Genomic DNA, 21,689 nt, shown 5'->3' on the forward strand with positions numbered 1-21,689 from the left:
CGTCAACCAGGAAAACGAAACCCATGCGCTATAAAACAGGATGGTGGTTACTGCTGCTGAGCTGGGGGCTGTTTGGTATCGCCCATGCCCAGCCGATCGGAGGACTGGGAGGTGGCAGCAGTTCGTTCGAATTTGAGTTTTACCGGCCGGGCCGGCCCACGATGATCGTGTACATCTGGGGGGCGGTCGGGCAGCCCGGCATCTGGCGGGTCGAACGGGGCGTGGATCTGATTCCGCTGCTGTCGGCGGCAAAGGTGCCGGGTGTGGGGAGCAGTCCTCAGGGCGTCAGCCAGCAGTATCTGGTGCGTCTGTTTCGGGATGTAAACGGTGAGCGGCGCGAAATCTACAACGAGCGCCTGGAACGCCTGGTAGGAGGCGGTGCCCGACCCTATCCGCCGCTTCAGGAAGGCGACATCCTGGTGGTGGAAATGCGCCAGCGGGCGCGGTTCGGGTGGGGGACGGCCTTCGAAATCACCCGCACCATCGCCCAGATGCTGACGCTTTATCTGCTGATCCGACGGGAATTCTGATGGATGGATCCAGCAATACAAACGCCACGATACCTGCATGGACCCGTTTCGCTGACTCTGTATGCAAGGAGCGGGCTTGAGAGCTCTGAAAGAGGAATCCCGAAGCCGTCACCGGCGCCGATCGACTCGAACAATGCGGCAGGCAACAACCGGGAAATACCCTCCCCCTGACCCCCTCCCTGGCAGGGAGGGGGAAGAAAATAAGCGGAAGCGTTGACGCTGAAATGTGCGTAAGCGCGGGCCTCCACCGCTTACCGTAGCCCATGGGCTTTGCCCTCTTTCGAGTGGGGCTGGCCCGAAGGGCCTGAGGAGGTCAACAAAATTTTCTGACTCCATAGAAGAAAGGCCATAAGCAGGAAAGCATCGGCGCTGCAAGACGCGCAAGTGCCGACTTCTACCACCGGCCGTAGTCCATAGACACTGCTCCCCCTCGAAGGGGGAGCTGCCGCGAAGCGGCTGAGGGGGTGAATGATCGGTCGGGCTTCTTGATCAATGGGGCTTTACGGACAACAGTTACCACTATGCTGAAGACTGATAGATTGCAGGTTGTGGTGGGGATGAAACAGGGGGTGAAAATACTGTTGCGCCGTCGGTTCTGGCGTGTGGATGAAGGCGCGCGCCTGGTGCTGCGCCAGCTCTGGGAGCACCGGAGGCTGTTCGTGCTGACGGTCGCCCTGACCGGCCTGGGTGCGGCTTTCGAGGGAGTCGGACTGGGCCTGCTCGTGCCGTTTCTGGACAGCCTGACCAATCCGGACGCGAAGGGTTTTGCCACGGGCTGGACCTGGGTGGACCAGCACCTGCTGCGCGTCGATGCCCCGGTCATGACGCGCTTGTACTGGTTTTCCGGGCTGATCCTGACGGCCATCCTGCTACGGGCGGTTCTGGGCTACGCGTCCCAGCAGTTCAGCATTCGCCTGCAGGAGTCCATTCTGCACCGCCTGCGCTGTCAGATCATCGACCAGTTGCAGGCCGTTTCGCTCCGGTTCTATGCACACCGCCGCGCCGGTGACCTGCTCAACGTCCTGACGGCCGAAATCCAGCGGTTGCGTATGCTTTTTGGCACGTCCAGCGCCATTCTGATTAACGGTTTCCTGCTGGTGGTCTATGGCACGGCCATTTTTGCACTTTCCTGGCCGCTGGCGCTGGTGGCCGTCGGGTTGACCATCAGCCTGTTTGTGGTCGTGCGTGTACTGGTGGTGCGTCTGAAGCAGGAAGGTAGCGGCATTACGGTTACGAACAGCCGGATTGCCTCCCGGGCGCAGGAGTTGATCGCCGGCATTCGTACGGTGCTGACGCATGGTGCTGAAGCCTTCGAGTCGGCGCGGTTCAAGCAGGTCAGCCAAGAGGCGGCCGACGTGGTCGTGCGGCTCAGCCGGAAACAGTCGCTCATCGGACCGCTTTCCCAGGCGGTGGCTTCGGCGGCGCTGATCGGCCTGATCATTGTGGCCGTGCAGTTCTTCGTGCTGCCGGGGCGCATGAGCATCGCCGTGCTCATCACGTTCCTGTTTGCATTTTTCCGCATGTTGCCCATCGTGCAGAATATCAACGGCCTGCGGGCCATGTGGGCCAAGCAGCGCGGAGCCGTGGACGCGGTGGCCGCCATCCTCCGGCGCGATGACAAACCCTACCTGCCCGACGGTACCATCCCGTTCGAGGGCCTGCGCGAGGCCATCGAACTGCGCCACGTCAGCTTCGGCTATGAGCCCGGCCAGCGCGTGCTGCACGACATCAATCTGACGATCCGAAAAGGGCAGACCGTGGCCTTTGTGGGCGCCTCAGGGGCCGGCAAGAGCACGCTGGCCGACCTGATCGTGCGCCTCTACGACCCGGACGAGGGGCAGATCCTCTACGACGGCATCGACCTCCGACAGTACCGGCTCGACACGCTCCGCCGTCGGGTGGCCATGGTGAGCCAGGATACGTTCCTGTTTCACGACACGATCCGGGCCAACATTGCCTACGGGCTGGCGGATGTACCGGAGGAGCGCATCCGGTGGGCGGCCGCGCAGGCCAATGCGCTGGAGTTCATCGAGCAGCTTCCGGAAGGGTTCGACACGGTGGTGGGCGACCGGGGCGCACGGCTTTCGGGCGGACAGCGCCAGCGGATCGCTATCGCCCGGGCGCTCCTGCGTGATCCCGACATCCTGGTGCTCGACGAGGCCACCAGCGCGCTCGACAGCGTCTCGGAGCGGCTGGTGCAGGAGGCACTCGAACGCCTGATGGCCGGCCGTACGGTCATCGTCATCGCCCACCGCCTTTCGACCATCGAAAACGCCGACCTTGTGGTCGTCCTCGAAGCCGGCCGCATCGTGGAGCAGGGGACGTATGAGGAGTTGGTGAGTCGTCGAGGCGCGTTCTGGAAGTTTTATCAGCTACAGCAGGGTGAGGTGATGCAAGAGGCATGAGCACATTGCCGAATTTCCTGATTATCGGCGCGCAGAAATGTGGGACTTCTTATTTTGCAGCCAAACTGGCGCAACATCCTCAGGTCTATGTGTGCCCCGGAGAGGTTCATTTTTTTGACAGGGCAGAAAATTATGCCAGAGGAGTAGAGTGGTATGCTTCGTTGTTTGAGCAGGGAGCAGGCAAAAGAGCTATCGGAGAGAAAACGCCGGACTATCTCTGTCCTGTAGATGTAAGCCTGCGCTCAGTAATAAGTGAACGCATCCATGCATTGCTCCCTGATGCACGCCTGATTGTTCTGGTTCGTAACCCTGTAGATCGTGCTGAGTCCCACATAAACCACCTGATTCGTACCCATCGTATTTCGCCGTTTGTTTCACCAGACGAGGTGCTGTTTGGGCGGTATAGATACCTTGGAGAAAAATATGCTATCTTAGAAAAAGGATTTTATTTTAAGTACATAAGTGATTTTTTGAAATATTATAGAGAAGAAAGAATTTTGGTATTGATTTTTGAGAAATATGTACGAGATGATGTGCGTAGAGGGTTGCAAAAAGTTTGTTCATTTATTGGAGTAGATTCTGATTTTGAGTTCAAATATCTTGATCATATTGAGAATGCGTATATTCGATATGGACGAAGCAAATGGGGATTGGCATTGCAATATTATCTTCCAGAGTCAACATGGATCAAGCGAATAGCCATTGCTCTGGATCATCGGCTATTTAAGCCTGACCGTTTTACTCTTTCGATAGATTGTAAAAATCGTCTGTACGAATTGTATCACAGAGAAAATGAACGTTTATTTTCCTGGTTAGAAGAGAAAAATATATGGTATCCATAGTGTCTGAAGAATGATACGTGAACTAGGAAGAAAGGTCCTTTCTTTTTTTCGAAAGAAGCGACTTGTAGAGATTGTCCCGTTTGACTCCCTTTTCCCGAGGGTAGAAAAAATCTGGATTGTTCCGCCGCAGGAGGTGCCCACGCCGGAGGCGATTGATATGGAGTTTGTGCCGGGCGTGGCGCACTACCGCCAGCCGGTGTATCGGACGCCGGGCGTCTTTGCGGCGATTCTGCACGACGTGCTCTACTGTCCCGCCAACAATGTCATTCTGACCGAGCAGGGTCAGGTGCTGGCCGAAAGCATCAGTACGATTCCCCGGCCCGAGTATCTTGATCATTATGCGCTTTCGGCCCGGCGCATCGAGCGGATCAGGGGACCGGCGGCGGCGCTGCGCTCCGTCCATAATCAGTTTTATCATGCGCTGATCGACAACCCCCCGCGTCTGTGGGCGCTCGGGCATCCAGCCCTGGCCCATCTGGGTACCATTGAACTGCTGCTCCGCGATGGGCCCACCCCGCTCGAACAGTACATCCTGAAAGGACTCCGGCCGCCCAATGTGGTAGTACGCCGGTTGAAGCGGCGGCGCCTGTACCGCATCGACACCTTCGTGTTTGTGAGTTACATGAATCGCAGACATGCGGCCTATCTCGACGCGGCCTATCTGGAGACGTTTCGGCGGGCGTTCTGTCCGGATCGACCGCGGCGTCCCCGGCACCGCATTTATATTTCCCGGGCCGGACGGACCCGGGGGACCCGCCGGGTGTTGAACGAACCGGAAGTGGTGGCCGAGCTGGAACGATGGGGCTTTCGGGCGTATCTGCTCGAAGAGCTTTCTTATGAGGCGCAGGCCGAGCTATTCTACGACGCCGAGATGGTGGTGGGGGCGCATGGTGCCGGATTTGCTAACCTCATTTACGCCAGAGGCGCAAAGGTACTTGAGTGGTTTCCTTCACCTCATGTAGTGCCGTCGTACTATTTTCTCTGTAAAGCGACCGGGAATCTTTACTTCCGGCGGCATGCCGATGAGGTCTGGCGCGACCGCGATTTTGTCATCGACCTGGACGTGCTGCGTCAGGCCCTGGAGGAAATGATGTCTTCACAACGACACGGGGGGTAATGGAGCGAGCAATCTTTTTTGTGCGGCATAAAAGCGCCTCGATGTGGCTCAGCACGATTGCCGAGCGGGCCTGTGCCCTGATGGGGAAGCGGTATATCTACTTTTACAAGAGCACGCGCCTTGGACAGGATTTTGTCGCGTTCTATCGGCGCACCTCCTATGAAGTTCTAAGTTGCGCCAATGCTGAAATCCATGAGGTGCGGCAAATAGATGGCTTTCGGGGGGTGCATGTGGTGCGTGATCCCCGGGATGTAATTGTATCGGGCTACTTCTTCCATCGCAACAGCGAGCTTAGCTCTCTCAGGCAAGAGGCCTACGCACACCGGCAGCGATTGCGGCAGGTTCCCAAAGACGAAGGACTGGCGCTGGAGATTGCCTATAGCGAACGCTACCTGCGCCCCTTGATGAGCTGGGATTTCTCAATGCCGCATGTGCTGGAGTTGAAGTTCGAAGAAGTAACGGCGCGGCCTTACGAGTCGGTGCTGCAGATGTTTTCATTCCTGGGGCTGCTGGATGAAGAAGAATGGCCCTGGTGGCAGCAGCTCATCGATACGCCTCGGTTTGTGTGGAATCGACTGACGCGACGCTGGGGTGGCTTCGGGCGCTGGACCCGCCACCGGATTCCCGCCGAGAAGCTGCTGGGTATCGTGCATGCGCTGCAGTTTGCGCGGCTGGCCCGCCGCCCGAAAGGCCAGGAAGATCCGACAAGCCATTATCGAAAAGGCCAGCCGGGCGACTGGCGCAATCATTTTACCGAAGAACACGTGGCACTTTTCAAGGAGCGCTATCCGGGATTGCTGGTGCGGCTCGGGTATGAGTCGGATGAGAACTGGTCGCTCACGCCGCGAGTCGTTTCCGAAGCAGGATGACGCTATGCTGTACGTTTACTTCGGGCATCATAAGTGCGCTTCGACGTGGATCCATGAGATCATCGGCCAGGTGTGCCGGGAGGCCGGATTGCAGAAGCGGCTGCTGGTCGATCCGCTCACGCCGCACGCCCACGGTCCGCTGACCGATTACCGGCGGTGGGACATCCGGCGGGAAGAGCTGGGGGCGTACCTGACGCGTGAGCGGGTCGATTTCGCCTGTTGCATTACGGCCGACCGGGCACACGTGGAGGGACTGGGCGACGTGCCCTTTCGGGGCTTTCATGTGATCCGGGATCCGCGGGACATCATCGTATCGGCCTACTTTTCCCATCGCAACAGCCATCCGACCGAAGGATTGCCGCATCTGGCCGAGCACCGGCGGCGGTTGCAGGCGGTCTCCAAAGAGGAGGGGTTGCTTCTTGAGATGGACTTTTCGGCGCAGGAACTCCGGGATCTCGGCGAATGGCCCTACGGGCATCCGGACATACGCGAACTCAAGATGGAGGACCTGATCGCCCGTCCTTACGATGGCTTCCTGCAGATTTTCGAGTTTCTGGGACTCATGGACTGGGAGGGCGACTATCCGGCCCGCCGTCGCGTGGCCAATTTCGTCCGCCGGATGCTGAATCGTCTGAGCTTTCGCCACCCGTTGCTACGGCGACTGCGCCGTCCGATCCCGATCACCGGAGAAATGTTGCTGGGACGGGTATGGGATCATCGGTTTGAGAAGAAGGCGCGTCGTCGGAAGGGAGAGGAGGATCCTCGGAGTCATTATCGGAAGGGGCAGCCGGGCGACTGGCGCAATCACTTTACCGAAGAACACGTGGCCGCCTTTAAGGAGAAATTCCCGGGGCTTGTGGAAAAACTGGGCTATTCCTGGGATTCCTCTATCGTGCCTTCTTTAACCTGAGAGGTTATGGTCTATTTTTATTTTGGGCATCATAAATGCGCCACGCGTTGGATCCGAGACATTCTGTCCGAGATCTGCTGGCAAGCAGGGTTCCGGACTGAGCGGATGCGGGATCCACTGATGCCGATGGCACACGGACCATTGCTTACAATGGAAGGGCGGCGGCTTTCCTGTGCGGATCTCGGTACGTATCTCAGGAAAGCCGGAGTTGATTTCTGTATGGTACGAAATGCTTATCGAGCGCAGGTAGAAGCACTGAGTGGAATCCCCTTTCGGGGGTTTCATGTGGTTCGGGATCCACGAGATCTGATCGTGTCGGCCTACTTTTCCCATCGGTACAGTCATCCGACTGCGGGATACCCACATCTGGCTGAACATAGGCAACGATTGCAGGAAGTGTCCAAAGAAGAAGGGTTGTTGCTGGAGATGGACTTTTCGGCACAGGAACTCCGGGATCTCGGCGCGTGGCCTTACGGGCATCCGGACATTCTGGAGGTGAAGATGGAGGAGTTGACGGCGCGGCCCTATGAGGGGTTTGTGCGGATTTTTGAATTTCTGGGGTTGCTGGATGAGGGGGAGAGTTATTCGGCGCGTCGGCGGATCGGGTTGTTTGTGCGGGAGATGTTGAACCGGGCGAGTTTTCGGTATCGGTGGTTGCGCTGGTTGCGTCGGCCGATGTCGGTGCCGGGGGAGTTGTTGCTGGGACGGGTGTGGGATCATCGGTTTGAGAAGAAGGCGCGTCGTCGGAGAGGGGAGGAGGATCCTCGGAGTCATTATCGGAAGGGGCAGCCGGGCGACTGGCGCAATCACTTTACCGAAGAACACGTGGCAGCCTTCAAAGAGAAATTCCCGGGACTTGTAGAGAAGCTGGGCTATTCCTGGGAAGCCGAGCTACACACCGTTTAGCCGAGAAAAGCCATGCTTTACTGTTATTTTGGCCATCATAAGTGCGCTTCTACCTGGATTCGATCCATTCTGCGCGAGGTAACGTGGGCCGCAGGATTGACCCTGGAAGAAGTCTTCTGCCCTTATCTGCCAGAGAAGCGCACGGCGTTGATAACCGCTTCGCAACAGCGTTTACCATTTGAGGATTTGGCGACGTATCTGCAGCAACAAAACGCAGTCTTTGCCAGCTTTCCGATCGCGGTTTCTGAACTGGTTGAAAATCTGCAGACCATCCCATTTCGGGGGTTTCATGTGGTTCGGGATCCACGAGATCTGATCGTCTCGGCCTACTTTTCCCATCGGTACAGTCATCCGATTGAACCATTGCCTGAACTGGAGCCCCACCGAAAGCGGCTGGCTGCTGTTTCGAAAGAAGAGGGCCTGTTTCTGGAGATGGAGTTCTCTGCGCCGGTGTTGCAGGATATGGGCGCGTGGCCTTATGGTCATCCGGACATTCTGGAGGTGAAGATGGAGGAGTTGACGGCGCGGCCCTATGAGGGGTTTGTGCGGATTTTTGAATTTCTGGGGTTGCTGGATGAGGGGGAGAGTTATTCGGCGCGTCGGCGGATCGGGTTGTTTGTGCGGGAGATGTTGAACCGGGCGAGTTTTCGGTATCGGTGGTTGCGCTGGTTGCGTCGGCCGATGTCGGTGCCGGGGGAGTTGTTGCTGGGACGGGTGTGGGATCATCGGTTTGAGAAGAAGGCGCGTCGTCGGAGAGGGGAGGAGGATCCTCGGAGTCATTATCGGAAGGGGCAGCCGGGCGACTGGCGCAATCATTTTACCGAAGAACACGTGGCCGCCTTCAAGGAGAAATTTGGTGATCTGGTCGTGCGACTGGGATATGAGCCGGACAACGACTGGGGCCTGATCCCGCGTGAACCGGTCGCACAGACGCCGACGGCGCCTCGCTGATCGCTGAAGCCATGCGCATTCTCTTTGTCGCGCAACGGTATCATCCGTTCGTCGGGGGGGTGGAGACGCAGACGCGGCTGGTGGTGCACGAACTGGCCCGGCGGGGACACGAAGTCCAGGTGGTAGCGACCACGCTCCGCGAGCCGCACCTGCCGGCCCGTCTGCGCGTGCTGGGTGACAGCCTGCTGCTACCCGACGGCCGCTCCTACGACGACGAAGGGGTGCCCGTGCATGTGCTGACGCCCGGCCTCGGGGATCGGCTGCGCATGTTGCCGATCGCGCTGCGGACCGTGCCCCTCCTTGCGCGGCGCTATCATGCGCTGCGACGCTTCGGCTATCCGTTTTTCCGACGGGTTTTCGCGCCGAAGCTGCAACCGTTCGTCGCGTGGGCCGACGTGGTGCACTCTGTGGCGGGCAACTACCTGGGCTGGATGGCGCAGGAGGTGGCCCGAGCGCTGGGCCGTCCGTTCGTGGTGACGCCCTACGTGCATCCGGGCCAGTACGGCGACGGACCCGACGACGCCCGGCACTGGCAGACGGCCGACGCCGTGCTGGCGTTGCTGGAAACCGACCGAAAGGTGCTTGTCGAGCGACTGGGCGTACCGCCCGAAAAGGTACATCTGTACGGCGTGGTGCCGCTTCTTCCCGATCGGGCCGATGGGGCCGGCTTCCGGGCACGGCATGGTCTGGGCGAGGCGCCGGTCGTGCTGTTCGTAGGTCGCATGAATGATTACAAGGGCGCACCGGCCCTGGTGCAGGCGGCCCCGCTGGTGTGGACGAAACGATCGGATGTGCATTTTGTCTTCATCGGTCCGGCTTCGGAAGACGAACGGCACATCTTTGAAGGCGCCGACGCCCGCGTGCATTATCTGGGGCGCGTGGACGATCAGGAAAAGGCCGATGCCTACGCGGCTTGTGATGTGTTCTGTATGCCCTCGCGGCATGAGATCCTGCCGGCCGTGTATCTGGAAGCCTGGAGCTACGGCAAGCCGGTCGTCGGCGGACCGGCCCCGGGGTTGCGGGAATTGATCGAAGGGAACGAAGCCGGCCTTGTCGTGGCGCAGACGCCCGAAGCGATCGCCGAAGGACTGCTGCAGCTGCTGGAGCATCCGGAGCAGGCACGTCGGTTCGGCGAAAACGGCCGGCGCCTGGTCCGCCAGCGCTACACCCGCGAAGCGCTGGTCGATACCCTGGAGCGGGTTTACGGTGCACTTCTGGCTCGTGCAACGTCCGCCGCTTCCTGATAACCTTCGGCCAGCTTCCGGGTAAAGTCCGGGGCGTAGGCATCGGCCAGGTGGACCAGGTCGGGAAAGGCTTCGTCGGGGTAGTCGGCCGGTACGTTGAGGACGAGCACGTCATGCTGCCGGGCCCACCTGTGGAAGGATTGCATTTTCTCCGGCGTGGGGCGGTCGGTCAGCCGATGCCAGGAAGTCAGCGGCACGTTGAAGACCACCTCGCGGCCGCCATGGCGCTGCATCAGGCGCACCAGGTCGGCAAAGACGGTGCGGTCCCAGTCCGGGATGAGGCTGTCGGGACGCAGGGCGTCGGTCGCGCGCATCTGCTCGAGGATCTGATACGGGATCGTTGTGCTCTTGATATTCAGGCGGACACTGTGGTCGCTCCTCCAGGGCATGGGCAGGCCATTGTGCTCGTCTCCTGACGTGCAAAGAATGATATGGGATCGCTGATCTACTGGTGCATGAGGGGCCACACCCCGTGTGGCGGACGTGATCCGGCGGGTATGATCGGGCGGACCCAGGGGGCCGCCCCTACGGGATAGGAAAGACGTCAAGGATCTGTAGGGGCGCGCCGCCGTGTGCGCCCGTGCTTTCTCACATGCACTCTGATTGCCCGGAAATCGTAATCGTATAAGCCACGAAGGCGCCAGCCGAAGTGGCGTCACCCGAGTCGACACTCCGCTTCGTGCCTGACTACGAGCAGGTGCCGGTATGCGCGCAAAGGCGCATATCGCATGCGCCAGAACGACCTATGCGCTGCCGAAAAATCGCGTGCGCCAGGTGAACGCCGATCCTGTAAACTATAGCTGCGAATCCTGAAAATCATCGACGGGCAGTTTCATGGCAATTCGGCGGGTTCTGATAACCGGGGGTGCCGGCTTTATCGGACGATGGGTGGTGGCACGGTGTCTGGAGCAGGGGTATCAGGTGGCCGTTTACGACAACCTGACGGCCGGCTCCGTGGATCATCTGCTGGCTTTCTCCGATCGGATCGACTTCTACGAGGCCGACATCCTGGACACGGCTACGCTACAGGCGGTCATGGACGAGACGCGGCCGGAGATCGTCTTTCATCTGGCCGCCCTCCATTTCATTCCGTACTGCAATGCGCATCCGCAGGAGACGCTGCGGGTGAACGTCGAGGGCACCTACAACGTGCTGGACGCGGCAGCCCGGGGCGGTGTGCGTACGGTCGTCGTCGCCTCCAGCGGGGCCATCTATCCGAGCGTGGAGGGACTGATTCCCGAAACGCTCGCGCCGGCGCCGGTCGACGTGTACGGTCTCAGCAAATGGCTCACCGAGCAGGTGGCCGAGCAGTTTGCGCGCACGACGGAGATGGCCTGCGTGGCGGTCCGGCTCTTTAACACCTACGGCCCCTATGAAACGAACCCGCATCTGATCCCTCACATCATCGCGTCGCTCCAGCAGGGACCGGTGGTCGAGCTGGGCAACATCCACACGAAACGCGACTACATCTACGTCGAGGACGTGGCGCGACTGCTGGTAGCGCTGGGTGAGCGTGTGACCGAGGGCTATGAGGTGGTCAATGTGGGAACGGGTCAGGAGTACTCGGCGCAGGAGATTATCGAGACGCTGAGCGAACTGATGGGGCAGCCCATCGAAATCCGGATCGATCCGGCGCGGGTGCGTCCGGTGGACAAGCTGCACCAGCGGGCCGACACGACCCGCCTGCAGCAATTGACCGGGATGCTGCCCGAGGTGACGCTGCGCGAAGGCCTGGCGCGTCTGCTGCAGCACGAAGGTTTGCCCGTGCGGCCGTGAACATCCGGAGCGCAGGTATAAACGGGGAATGCGTGTGCAGATGACGTTTTACCCCCTCAGCCGCTTCGCGACAGCTCCCCCTGAAAGGGGGAGCGGGTCTGGTAGTTGGCGGCTGGAGTCGGATACGGGCGCATGCGTCCGGTTTAACGCCGGCGTTTCTCCTGCTGCCCACCCCCTCCCTGAAGGGGTGCGGGACGGGGGGAGGGTTAAGTGGGAATGGTCAAAGCGTAAAAATCATCCTCTCAGTCGCTTCGCGGCAGCTCCCCCTGCAAGGGGGAGCAGGATCTGTGGGCTACGGCTGGCGGTAGCACGGGTGCCTGGGCGCATTTCAGTATCACTGTCTTCCCTCATGTGCTTCCCCCTCCCTGCCAGGGAGGGGGCCAGGGGGAGAGTGCGCCTGCTGGTTGCGGGCACCGACGTTCGGGGCGCTGGCGTTGGCGGTTGGCGCCGCTTGTGGTGGGCTGAAAGCACGGGTGCATGGGATGTGGCTCCCTCATGCACCAGTAAATCAGCGATCACATATAAGGGGCAGAAGCGCTGCTAAATAGTACGATTGTTGTGAAGAACGAAAGCGTCAACGGCGCTGCAGATAAAAACGTGAACGGGGAATCCATGTGGCAGCCGGCGGAAAAACAGGCGACGCTGATCTGTATGACGCCGGTGCGTAACGAGGCGTGGATCCTGGAACGCTTCCTGCAGTGCGCCTCCACCTGGGCCGATTACATCGTGATCGCCGACCAGCAATCGACCGACGGCTCGCGGGAGATCGCCCGGCGATTTGAGAAGGTGGTGCTTGTGGATAATCCTTATGAGGCCTACGATGAGGGTGCGCGCCAGCGGCTGCTGATCGATTCGGCGCGGCAGTTGCCGGTCTCGGGCAAGCGCATCCTGATCGCGCTGGATGCCGACGAGATGTTTTCGGCCAACTGGATGGAAAGCCCGGAGTGGCAGCAGTTGCTGGCGGCACCACCCGGTACCGTGCTCTACTTCCGGTGGGCCAATATCGGGCCGGATGTGACCTGTGCCTGGGTGGATGCGGATTACAAGCCGTTCGGGTTCGTGGACGATGGCTCACCACACGAAGGGAGGCCCATCCACAGCCCCCGCGTGCCGGTCCCGAAAGATGCTCCGGCGCTGTACTTCGACGAGATCAAAGTGCTGCATTACCAGTACGCCGACTGGAATCGCATGCGCAGCAAGCAACGCTGGTATCAGGTCTGGGAACGGCTGAACGACCCGAAGAAGCGTCCGGTGACCATCTTTCGCCAGTACCACCACATGGAGGCGGCCATTCGGCGGGCGGGACCGGTACGTCCCGAATGGCTGGCCGGCTACGAAGCGCTTGGCATCGACATGCGCGCGATCCCGAAGACTTCCCATTACTACTGGGACGAAGAGGTGCTGAAGCTCCTGATGGAATATGGTCCGGAACGTTTTCGCAAGCTGAACATCTGGGATCGCGACTGGACCGCGCTGGCAGCGCAGAAAGGACTGGCCGTTAACGGAACGTTGCGTGACCCGCGCACCCCCTTTGAAAAGGCGGTGCATGCCTGGCTCCGTGCCACACAGGGTAAGAGCCAGACGCTGCCCGTACGCATGGTGCAGAAACTGCTGCAGCTACTGGGATGGTAGGAGCTAACTTCACATATCCAGAAGGTTCATGGCCCGGGGCGGATTCCGAGGTGCTGTATTTCTTTGTACATGTGCCAAAGACGGCCGGCACCTCTTTCTTGTACCGGGTCGTTTACCCAAACTTTGCACCGGAGGAGATTCTTGGTGGGGTGCGTATTCGCACCTTTCGGGAAGCCTTACAACCTGTTCATCGCTTTGCCCATGGGCATGTCGCCTATGGGTTGCACTGGCTTACGACGCGCCCCGTTGTTTATCTCACCTTTTTGCGCCATCCGGTAGACCGAGCCATTTCGCACTATTACTTTATCAGACAGTGCGATCCCCAAAAATGCCGACACAATCGGTATGAGGCGGCCATGTCCATGGACCTGGTAACATTCTACCGGCAGCCTCCGTTTCAAAATGAAATGACCATGATGCTGGCAGGAATTCCCTGGCACAAACTGCAGCGCTACATCACGCATCCAACTTTCGGGAGGTGGGCCCTGCAGCGTGCCTGTTACAATCTGCAAAATCGTTTTGCCTGCTTTGGATTACAGGAACGATTTGAAGAGTCGCTGCAGCTCTTGGCCCATACATTTGGTTGGAAAATTCTTCCAAAAGACGTGCGTGCGAAGCAAACGAGATCGCGACCGCGGCTGGAGGAAGTTCCACCCGCGATTTATAGGACACTGGCGGAACTCAACGAGTTAGATATGATCCTTTATCGCTTTGCACGTCGGCTTTTCAACGAGCGTGTACGCCAATTGCATCTATCGTCAACTTCAATATGAAAGCTATGCGCAGACTGCTGGTAACCGGATCGTCGGGACTGATCGGCTCCGAAGTGGCCACGTACTTTTCTTATCGGGGCTGGGATGTACATGGTGTGGACAACAACATGCGGGCGTTTTTCTTCGGGCCGGAGGGAGACACGCGCTGGAACCAGCGCCGGCTCGAAGAGACGCTTCCGCGCTTCACGCATCACGAACTGGACATCCGCGACCGGCAGGGCGTGCTCGAACTGATCGAAACGCTGCGCCCGGATGCCATCGTACATGCGGCCGCTCAGCCCTCGCACGACAAGGCGGCCCAGATTCCGTTCGAGGACTTCGACGTCAATGCCGTCGGGACGCTCAACCTGCTGGAGGCCACGCGGCGCTATGCGCCCGAGGCCGTGTTCGTGCACATGTCCACGAACAAGGTCTACGGCGATGCGCCCAACGAATTGCCGCTTGTCGAACTGGAAAAGCGCTGGGACTACGCCGATCCGGCCTATTACAACGGCATCCCGGAGACCTTCCGGATCGACCAGTCGAAGCACTCCATCTTCGGCGCCTCCAAGGTGGCGGCCGACATCATGGTGCAGGAATACGGCCGCTACTTCGGCATGAAGACCTGCTGCCTGCGCGGCGGCTGTCTGACCGGCCCCAATCACTCGGGCGTGGAGCTGCACGGCTTTCTGAGTTATCTGATCAAATGCAACGTAACCGGTCGCAAGTACACGATTTACGGCTACAAGGGCAAGCAGGTGCGGGATAACATCCATTCCTACGATGTGGCCCGGTTCATCGAGTGCTTCATCGAAGAACCCCGCGTGGCCGAGGTGTACAATCTGGGCGGCGGCCGGGGGAACAGTTGCTCGATCCTGGAAGCCTTCGAGATGATCGAGGCGCTTTCGGGCAGAAAAATGATCTACGACTACGTGGATAAAGCGCGCGAGGGCGATCACATTTGCTACATTTCGGATCTGACCAAAATGAAAACCCACTACCCGCAGTGGGACATCACGAAGAAGCTGCCGGACATTTTCGAGGAGATCTACCGGGGATGGGTCGAGCGCATGAAAGCCGGACAGGCGGCCTGATCGCCTTTGTGCAGCCGTTCGGGTTGCGCGACAGCAGCGGTGGCGGACGCATTCTGCGGGCCCTGTTGCAGGAGGCACCGGTGCCGTTTCTGAGCATCTGCACGAGCGTGCGGCCGCCGGCACCGCCGCCGTTCGGGCGCGAGGTGCATCTGCCCCCCCGGCCGTACTTCGGACGCATCGAAGCGACGCGCTTTGCCCGTTACCTGCGCTGGATTGCCGAGTGGCGGCGGCCGGCCTTCGAACGAGCGCTGGAGCGAACGATTCTGGAGGCCGGTGCGACGGCCATCCATGCCATTCCCCACGGCGAGGCGTTCTGGCAGGCATTTCAGGTGGCCGAGCGGTACGGCCTGCCGTATTTTCTGAACGTGCACGACGACATGCGCTACAACCTGGCCGGTCACCCGAAGCTGAACTTTCTGATGGACCGGCTGGCGTACGTCTGGCAGCGGGCTACCGGACGGATCGTGATCTCTGAAGCCATGGGGGAGGCCTATTGCCGGTGGTTCGGCCGCCTGCCCTATGAGATTGTCACCGACGGGTTGCCCGACGAACTGCCCGAAGCGCCGCGGCCGCGTCCGGAAGGGCGGGCCGTGGTCTATTTCATGGGCGCGCTGCATCTGTCCTACCATCCGAACTTCCGTGTGCTGGCCGAGGCGCTCGACAGGCTCCGGGCACGACGACCCGACTGGGAAGTGTCCTTTGTGACCCGGGGAAGCCGGACGCCCGTTCGTCCCCGGACCGTCCCGGTGCAGGAACTGCCCTACGCGCCGGAGGCCGAGGTGGCGCGCGATCTGGATCGCGTGGACGTGCTTTACATGCCGCTGCCGTTCGGCGCGCAGTACAGCTGGTTTACGCGCTACAGTCTGTCGACCAAACTGGTGACGTACCTGGGGAGCGGTCTGCCGATCCTGTATCACGGCCCCGAGGATGCGGCCGCGGCGCAACTGCTGGCCCGTTATGGAGCGGCCGTGCAGGTGCACGAGCTGGAGGCGGACGCCCTGTGTCGGGGCATCGAACAGGCGCTGGAAGCCCGGGACGAACTCGTCGCCGGGGCGTTACGTCTGGCACGCGAGCGATTCCGGCTTTCGGATCAGCGCGCGCGTTTCTGGAAGTTGCTGGCCGGGGTTCCGGTCGAGGCATCCACAGACTGAGTGATTATGGCAGAGTTCGACACATCGCGTTCGGCCGTCTGCACGCTCTTCGAGGGGCACTACCACTACGGGGTGGGCGCACTGGTGAATTCCCTTTACCGCCACGGCTTTCGCGGGGTCGTATGGGTGGGGTATCGCGGTGATCTGCCCCCCTGGGCGCGGACGGCCCGCCGGACCCCATCGGGCTACGATCTGGAGGTGGCGTCGGGCTGCATCGTTCGCTTTCTGCCCCTTCTGACCGAAATCTTCTTTTCGAACTACAAGCCGTATTTCATGCTGGACCTCTGGGACCGCTACGGCCTGGAGGCCGAACGGCTGTTCTATTTCGATCCGGACATCGTCGTCAAGTGCCGCTGGTCTTTCTTCGAGGAATGGGTCGATACCGGCGTGGCGCTCTGTCTGGACGGAGCCTACGCGCACATGCCGGCCACCCATCCGTTTCGTCGCCAGTGGCAGGCGTTTGCCTGCCGCCATGGTTTACAGGTGCGACGCTGCCCCGATGAGTACTATAATGGCGGGTTCATCGGCGTCCGTCGTGAGCACCGTGCCCTGCTGGAGGCCTGGCGAACCCTCATGGAAGCGGTGCGTGAGGAAGGGATTAACATTGCCAGCTTCAAAAATTTTGAAGGCTACAACATCGGAGACCGGAGCCATCCCTTCTACGTGGCCGATCAGGACATGCTGAACCTGAGCGTGATGGTGACCGACGTGCCGCTCAGCGTGATGGGCACCGACGCCATGGATTTTACCGGGGCGGGTTTCACCATGTCGCACGCGGTGGACGCCCCGAAGCCCTGGAAGAAGAACTTCCTCTGGCTGCTTCTGAAGCGGGGACGGCTGCCCGTGCTGGCCGACGCCGAGTTTCTGAAGTACATCGACGGTCCCATCCGGCTCTATTCTCCCCTGCGGCTGCGCCTGAAGCGTCTGAACTACCTGGCCAGCAAAGCCGTGGGGACGTTCTACCACCGACATTGAGTCTGTATGCGGATCGGTCTGCTATTTCCGGCATTGCCGCCGGCGCTGGACGGCATCGGGGATCACACGGCGCATCTGGCGGCCGCGCTGGCGGCCGAAGGCGCGTCGGTGCGGGTGTGGACGGCACAGCCGGAGGCCACGTCGATCCCGGGCGTCGAGGTCGTGCGGGCGTTTCGCTATCCACCTCGGCGTGGCGTCCGGGCACTGGTGGCGGCCGTATCGGCCGATCCGCCCGACTGGCTGGTCGTGCAGTTCAATCAGTTCAGCTACGGCCGCTGGGGACTGAACCCATTCTTGCCAATTGCGCTGCACTTGTTGCGTCGCCGCTGTCCCTCGATGCGGCTGGCCGTGATGTTCCATGAGGACTTTGTGCCGCCTTCAAGCTGGAAGAACCGGGTGTTTCGTTTGTGGCAGATTCCGCAGTTTCGGGCGCTGGGACGAATGGCCGACGTGGTGGCGTTTTCGATCCAGCCGTGGGTGGCGCGGTACCGGAGCTGGTTTCCGCAGGCGCAGGTGGTGCACTGGCCGGTGGGGTCGAATATTCCGGACGTGGGCTGTGCGCGCGAGGAGGCACGCCAGCGGCTGGGTCTGGACCCGGAAACGCTCGTGGTGGGGGTGTTCGGAACGATCGGGTCCGGCCGGCTGACCGATTACATCCGGGCGGCCATCGAACAGCTGGACAATGCCGGGGTGTGCTTTGCGGTGTGGTACGTGGGCCCACACGGCGAGCGACTTCGCGCACAGTTGCCCCCCGGTGTTTCGTTTCGGGACGCCGGGGCGTTACCTGGCGAGGCGGTTTCGGTGCATCTTTCGGCGATGGATCTGCTGCTGGCACCGTTTGTTGACGGGGCTTCGACGCGGCGGGGTTCGATGATCGCGGGATTGCAGCACGGGCTGGCCGTGCTCAGCACCGACGGACCGCTGACCGATTCGATGCTGCGGGCCGAGCACGGGCGGTCGTTGTGGCTGACGCCAGTAGGAGACCGCGAGGCGTTTGCCGGAGCGGCGCTGGAGCTGGCGCGACGTTCGGCGTTGCAGGAGATGCTGGGGCAGAACGCCCGGCGTTTCTATGCGGCACAGCTTGACTGGCCGGTACTGGCCCGGCGGGTGATGCAGACGCTGGAAGAAGCGGCCTCGAACGTTGTCGTGCAGGTGTCATGAAGGTGGCGATTCTCATGCCCCTGGCCGAGCAGCGCGGTGGGGCCGAGCAGCTTCTGCGCCTGTTTCTCCGCCATGCCCCCGGGGCGCCGGACGCCTGGCCACTCGTGTTTTTTGAACCCGGACCGCTGGTGGAAGAAGCGCGTGCGCTGGGCTTCCCGGCGCAGGTGATCCGGGCCGGTCGGTTGCGGCAGCCCGTCCGCTATCTGCAGACGGTCCGGCGGCTTGCGCGGTGGTTCCGGCAGGAAAGCCTTACGCTGGTGCTGAGCTGGATGGGCAAAGCGCACCTGTATGGCGGCGTGGCGGCCCGGCTGGCAGGGGTCCCGGCGGTCTGGTTTCAGCACGGGATTCCGATGCGGGATTCGTGGATGGATCGATGGATTACGCGGATGCCGGCCGCCGGCGTGCTGGCCTGTTCCGAGGCGGCCGCCGCGGCCCAGCGGCGGTTGCGTCCGGTGCGTCCGGTGGTCGTCGTCCATCCGGCGGCCGAGCTGACGGCGTTTGATCCCGATCGGCTACCTGCACCTACGGAAGCCCGCCGCCAGCTCGGGTTGCCCGAAAGCGGGCCGCTGATCGGTATGGTGGGGCGTCTGCAGCGCTGGAAGGGCATGCATACGCTCGTGCAGGCCATGCCGCATATTCTGGAGAGACACCCTGAGGCCCGGGCCGTGATCGTCGGGGGACGCCACGAGCTGGAGCCGGATTACGAACCCTGGCTGCGCAGCTTGATTACCCGGCTTGGCCTGCAGGATCGGGTCTGGCTGGCGGGGTTTCAGACGGACATCCCGTTGTGGATGCAGGCGATGGATGTGGTCGTGCATGCCTCGGACCGGGAGCCGTTCGGGATCGTGGTGGTCGAAGCCCTGGCGCTGGGCAAACCCGTGGTGGCCGGGGCCGAAGGCGGTCCGCGCGAGATCATTACCGAGGGTGTGGACGGCCTGCTGACCCCCTACGAAGACGCCGAAACGCTGGCCCGACAAATCCTGCGCTATCTGGATGACCCGGATTTTGCCCGACGGGTAGGCGAGGCGGCCCGCCGCCGCGCCCGGGATTTCTCGCCGGAAGCGTTTGCGCGGCGGGTCACGGACGTCCTGCGAGATTTCGGGGAAATGGCCAATCGGATTGCGCCGGAGGCGCATGAAAAACGGCGTGACGGATGATGCGCCGGGCGGTGAATGGTTGCATTTTGCAAGATGCGATCACGTGTCGTGACATCATGGACGGGGCGCGGTATCATCGGCGATCGATTCGCCTGAAGGGATACGATTACACGCAACCCGGTGCCTATTTCGTCACCGTCGTGACGCAGGATCGGGTGTGTCTGTTCGGGGAAATTGTTGACGGACGTATGCGGTTGAACAGGCCGGGTAAAATTGTGTACGAGGAATGGTTTAGAACGGCACGATTGCGGCCCTACGTGGAATTACGCCCGGACGAATTCATCGTCATGCCCAACCATATTCACGGCATCATTCGGATTGTGGATATAATCGATGATAACAATGTAGGGGCACGGCGCCGCCCTGTAGGGGCACGGCGCCGCCGTGCCCCTACATCGGGGACGACGTTGGAACAATTCGGGCGCCCTGTGTCAGGATCGATTCCCACCATCATCCGGGCGTTCAAATCGGCCACCACGCGTCGGATCAACGAATGGCGGGGTACGCCGGGTGCCCGCGTCTGGCAACGCAATTACTGGGAACATATCGTCCGAAATGAAAAGGCCCTGGAACGTATTCGTCGATACATTGTGACCAACCCGGCCCGCTGGCAGATGGATCGTGAAAATCCCTATCGATAACCATAACAGAACACCATGCGGTTGACATTTTCCATATCGGGCCCTACGGCAACGGCCATTTCCTGGCGGCGGGCGCTGGGACTGTGGTTGCTTGGGGCGCTCAGCATCGGCGCCGTGCTGTTTTTGCTGCTGACGGGCCACGGCCGACTGGCGCTGACGCTCATGTTGCTGGAATTGTTCGTGGCCATGGCCACCTTCAACGTGCGCGTGGCCATCCTGGCCGTGTTCGCCTATCTGATCGTGCTGGGCGACCTGCGGCGGCTGTTGATTCCGCTGTTTGGCTGGTCGGGTACCGATCCGCTGCTGGTGGTGGGGAGTGCCTTTGCGCTGGTAGTGGTGGCCGGGGCGCTGGTCAACCGGGAGATCCGCTTCGACACGAAGCTGGCAAAATGGACGCTGGCGCTCATGGCCATCATGGTGCTGCAGATTTTCAACCCGAAGCAGGGCGGGTTGATGGTGGGGCTGGCCGGGGCCATGTTTCTGATCGTGCCGATCTGCTGGTTCTGGGTGGGACGCACCTATGCCACGCCGGCCTTCCTGCGCACGCTGCTGTACGGTCTGGTGCTTCCCATGGCGCTGGTGGCCGCCGCCTACGGTACCTATCAGGTTTTCTTTGGCTACCTGCCGCACCAGCAGCGCTGGCTGGAAATGAACTGGTACGCCGGGCTGGGCGACCCGAACAATCCGGCGCCCATCTCGCTATTTGCATCGAATACAGAGTATGGCATGTTCATCAGCATCGGGGCTGTGCTGAGCTGGGCTGCTTTTCTCAAGGGAAACCGGAGTGCTGGACTGCTGGTGCCGCCACTCCTGGTAGCCGTGGCGCTGACCGGAAGCCGCGGTCCCCTGTTTTTCTCGCTGGCCGCAATGGTGGCCCTCTGGGCCGTGCTTTCACGTTCGACGACGGCCTGGGTGTTGCGCGGGGCACTGGCCGCCGTGCTGGCGGCCGTGGGGCTGGTCTGGAGTCTGACCCAGGCGACGCAACTGGGGCTGGATCCGCATGTTCAGGCAAGGCTGGAGCGCCAGGCTCAGGAATTCGTTCACGCCCGAAAGGGTGAGGTCGAGTACAGCTCCGCGGAAAATCACTTCATGATGATGGTGCGGGGCTATCTGTATCCCCTCAAAGAACCACTGGGGCTGGGGATCGGGGCGGTTACCAAGGCGGCCGGAAAATTCGGAGGACGCTCGTACAACACCGAAACACATCTGGGCAACAGCTTTGTGGCTCTGGGTTTGCCCGGGGGCATACTTTATCATCTGATCATCGGGCTCTTGCTCCTGACAGCGCTGCGCTACTGGATACGAACCCGTAGCCTGACGGCGCTGGCGATGCTGGGCATCCTGGGTGTGACGATGGCCAATTTGCTGAACGGGGAAGCCTATGCCGTCGGACCACTGACCGCGCTGTGTGCGGGGGCTGTGGATCGCCTCGCGTCTGATCAGCCCGCCGAGCCAACCTGATGGGTGCGCCCAATCAATATTACCGATGCCTGAGGTATCGGGAGACGCCGGAGCCGGTGGCGCTTTCCCGACCGCCGGCACGGCCGTCCTATCTCCACCGGGTGCTGCAGGTGGT

General features: G+C 61.0%; 20 protein-coding genes. 19 read left to right on the plus strand and 1 reads right to left on the minus strand.

The genetic code is table 11. From position 1 onward, the window contains the following. Positions 1 to 23 precede the first annotated feature (23 nt). From GYH26_RS05950 to GYH26_RS05990, 9 genes are all read left to right on the plus strand, one after another. Positions 24 to 530, plus strand: coding sequence for a hypothetical protein (locus GYH26_RS05950; protein ID WP_161540867.1), 507 nt, complete (start codon positions 24 to 26; stop codon positions 528 to 530). A gap of 521 nt (positions 531 to 1,051) precedes the next feature. Then, positions 1,052 to 2,935: a heterocyst formation ABC transporter subunit HepA gene (gene hepA, locus GYH26_RS05955; RefSeq protein ID WP_242006616.1), complete on the plus strand. Its 1,884-nt coding sequence runs from the start codon at positions 1,052 to 1,054 to the stop codon at positions 2,933 to 2,935. Continuing rightward, a complete protein-coding gene (locus GYH26_RS05960) occupies positions 2,932 to 3,777 on the plus strand; it encodes a sulfotransferase family protein (protein ID WP_161540868.1) in 846 nt (281 codons plus the stop codon). The genes hepA and GYH26_RS05960 overlap by 4 nt, the downstream gene beginning before the upstream one ends. A 157-nt stretch (positions 3,778 to 3,934) precedes the next feature. After that, positions 3,935 to 4,894, plus strand: coding sequence for a glycosyltransferase family 61 protein (locus GYH26_RS05965; protein WP_161540869.1), 960 nt, complete (start codon positions 3,935 to 3,937; stop codon positions 4,892 to 4,894). Next, positions 4,894 to 5,763, plus strand: a complete 870-nt coding sequence (locus tag GYH26_RS05970; protein WP_161540870.1) for a sulfotransferase domain-containing protein — start codon at positions 4,894 to 4,896, stop codon at positions 5,761 to 5,763. Before GYH26_RS05965 ends, GYH26_RS05970 begins: the two co-directional genes overlap by 1 nt. A 4-nt stretch (positions 5,764 to 5,767) precedes the next feature. Continuing rightward, a complete protein-coding gene (locus tag GYH26_RS05975) occupies positions 5,768 to 6,673 on the plus strand; it encodes a sulfotransferase domain-containing protein (protein ID WP_161540871.1) in 906 nt (301 codons plus the stop codon). A 387-nt stretch (positions 6,674 to 7,060) separates the two neighbouring features. Further along, the gene (locus GYH26_RS15200) at positions 7,061 to 7,579 is read left to right on the plus strand and encodes a sulfotransferase domain-containing protein (RefSeq protein ID WP_242006617.1); all 519 of its coding nucleotides are present in this window, start codon (positions 7,061 to 7,063) and stop codon (positions 7,577 to 7,579) included. Positions 7,580 to 7,675: 96 nt separating this feature from the next. Next, on the plus strand, positions 7,676 to 8,530 hold the full coding sequence (locus GYH26_RS05985) for a sulfotransferase domain-containing protein (RefSeq protein WP_161542379.1): 855 nt from the start codon (positions 7,676 to 7,678) through the stop codon (positions 8,528 to 8,530). A gap of 11 nt (positions 8,531 to 8,541) precedes the next feature. After that, on the plus strand, positions 8,542 to 9,774 hold the full coding sequence (locus tag GYH26_RS05990) for a glycosyltransferase family 4 protein (protein ID WP_161540873.1): 1,233 nt from the start codon (positions 8,542 to 8,544) through the stop codon (positions 9,772 to 9,774). On the opposite strand, the gene GYH26_RS05995 is transcribed toward GYH26_RS05990, so the two are convergent. Then, positions 9,732 to 10,163 (minus strand): hypothetical protein, encoded by a 432-nt coding sequence (locus GYH26_RS05995; RefSeq protein ID WP_161540874.1) that lies wholly within the window; start codon positions 10,161 to 10,163, stop codon positions 9,732 to 9,734. The genes GYH26_RS05990 and GYH26_RS05995 overlap by 43 nt on opposite strands. Positions 10,164 to 10,608: 445 nt before the next feature. Here GYH26_RS05995 and GYH26_RS06000 point away from each other — a divergent pair, with 445 nt between their 5' ends. From GYH26_RS06000 to GYH26_RS06045, 10 genes are all read left to right on the plus strand, one after another. Next, a complete protein-coding gene (locus tag GYH26_RS06000) occupies positions 10,609 to 11,550 on the plus strand; it encodes an NAD-dependent epimerase/dehydratase family protein (RefSeq protein ID WP_161540875.1) in 942 nt (313 codons plus the stop codon). 612 nt (positions 11,551 to 12,162) lie between these two features. Continuing rightward, positions 12,163 to 13,182, plus strand: a complete 1,020-nt coding sequence (locus tag GYH26_RS06005) for a glycosyltransferase family 2 protein (RefSeq protein ID WP_161540876.1) — start codon at positions 12,163 to 12,165, stop codon at positions 13,180 to 13,182. Beyond that, complete coding sequence (locus tag GYH26_RS06010; protein ID WP_161540877.1) at positions 13,176 to 13,955, plus strand: sulfotransferase family 2 domain-containing protein; 780 nt, start codon at positions 13,176 to 13,178, stop codon at positions 13,953 to 13,955. The genes GYH26_RS06005 and GYH26_RS06010 overlap by 7 nt, the downstream gene beginning before the upstream one ends. Positions 13,956 to 13,960: 5 nt before the next feature. Further along, positions 13,961 to 15,028 carry an NAD-dependent epimerase/dehydratase family protein gene (locus GYH26_RS06015; protein WP_161540878.1) on the plus strand — a complete coding sequence of 356 codons (1,068 nt, stop codon included), beginning with the start codon at positions 13,961 to 13,963 and terminating at the stop codon, positions 15,026 to 15,028. After that, entirely contained in the window at positions 14,992 to 16,179 is a 1,188-nt protein-coding gene (locus tag GYH26_RS06020; protein ID WP_161540879.1) for a glycosyltransferase family 4 protein, read from the plus strand. The genes GYH26_RS06015 and GYH26_RS06020 overlap by 37 nt, the downstream gene beginning before the upstream one ends. Before the next feature lie 6 nt (positions 16,180 to 16,185). Further along, positions 16,186 to 17,154, plus strand: a complete 969-nt coding sequence (locus GYH26_RS06025) for a hypothetical protein (protein ID WP_161540880.1) — start codon at positions 16,186 to 16,188, stop codon at positions 17,152 to 17,154. A gap of 6 nt (positions 17,155 to 17,160) precedes the next feature. Next, positions 17,161 to 18,315, plus strand: a complete 1,155-nt coding sequence (locus tag GYH26_RS06030) for a glycosyltransferase family 4 protein (protein ID WP_161540881.1) — start codon at positions 17,161 to 17,163, stop codon at positions 18,313 to 18,315. Then, a complete protein-coding gene (locus GYH26_RS06035; RefSeq protein ID WP_161540882.1) occupies positions 18,312 to 19,472 on the plus strand; it encodes a glycosyltransferase in 1,161 nt (386 codons plus the stop codon). Before GYH26_RS06030 ends, GYH26_RS06035 begins: the two co-directional genes overlap by 4 nt. 56 nt (positions 19,473 to 19,528) lie before the next feature. Continuing rightward, entirely contained in the window at positions 19,529 to 20,113 is a 585-nt protein-coding gene (locus GYH26_RS06040) for a transposase (protein ID WP_161542380.1), read from the plus strand. A gap of 15 nt (positions 20,114 to 20,128) precedes the next feature. Then, a complete protein-coding gene (locus GYH26_RS06045; RefSeq protein WP_161540883.1) occupies positions 20,129 to 21,574 on the plus strand; it encodes a hypothetical protein in 1,446 nt (481 codons plus the stop codon). The last annotated feature ends 115 nt before the right edge of the window (positions 21,575 to 21,689 follow it).

This window comes from Rhodothermus marinus, assembly GCF_009936275.1.
GTDB lineage: Bacteria > Bacteroidota > Rhodothermia > Rhodothermales > Rhodothermaceae > Rhodothermus > Rhodothermus marinus_A.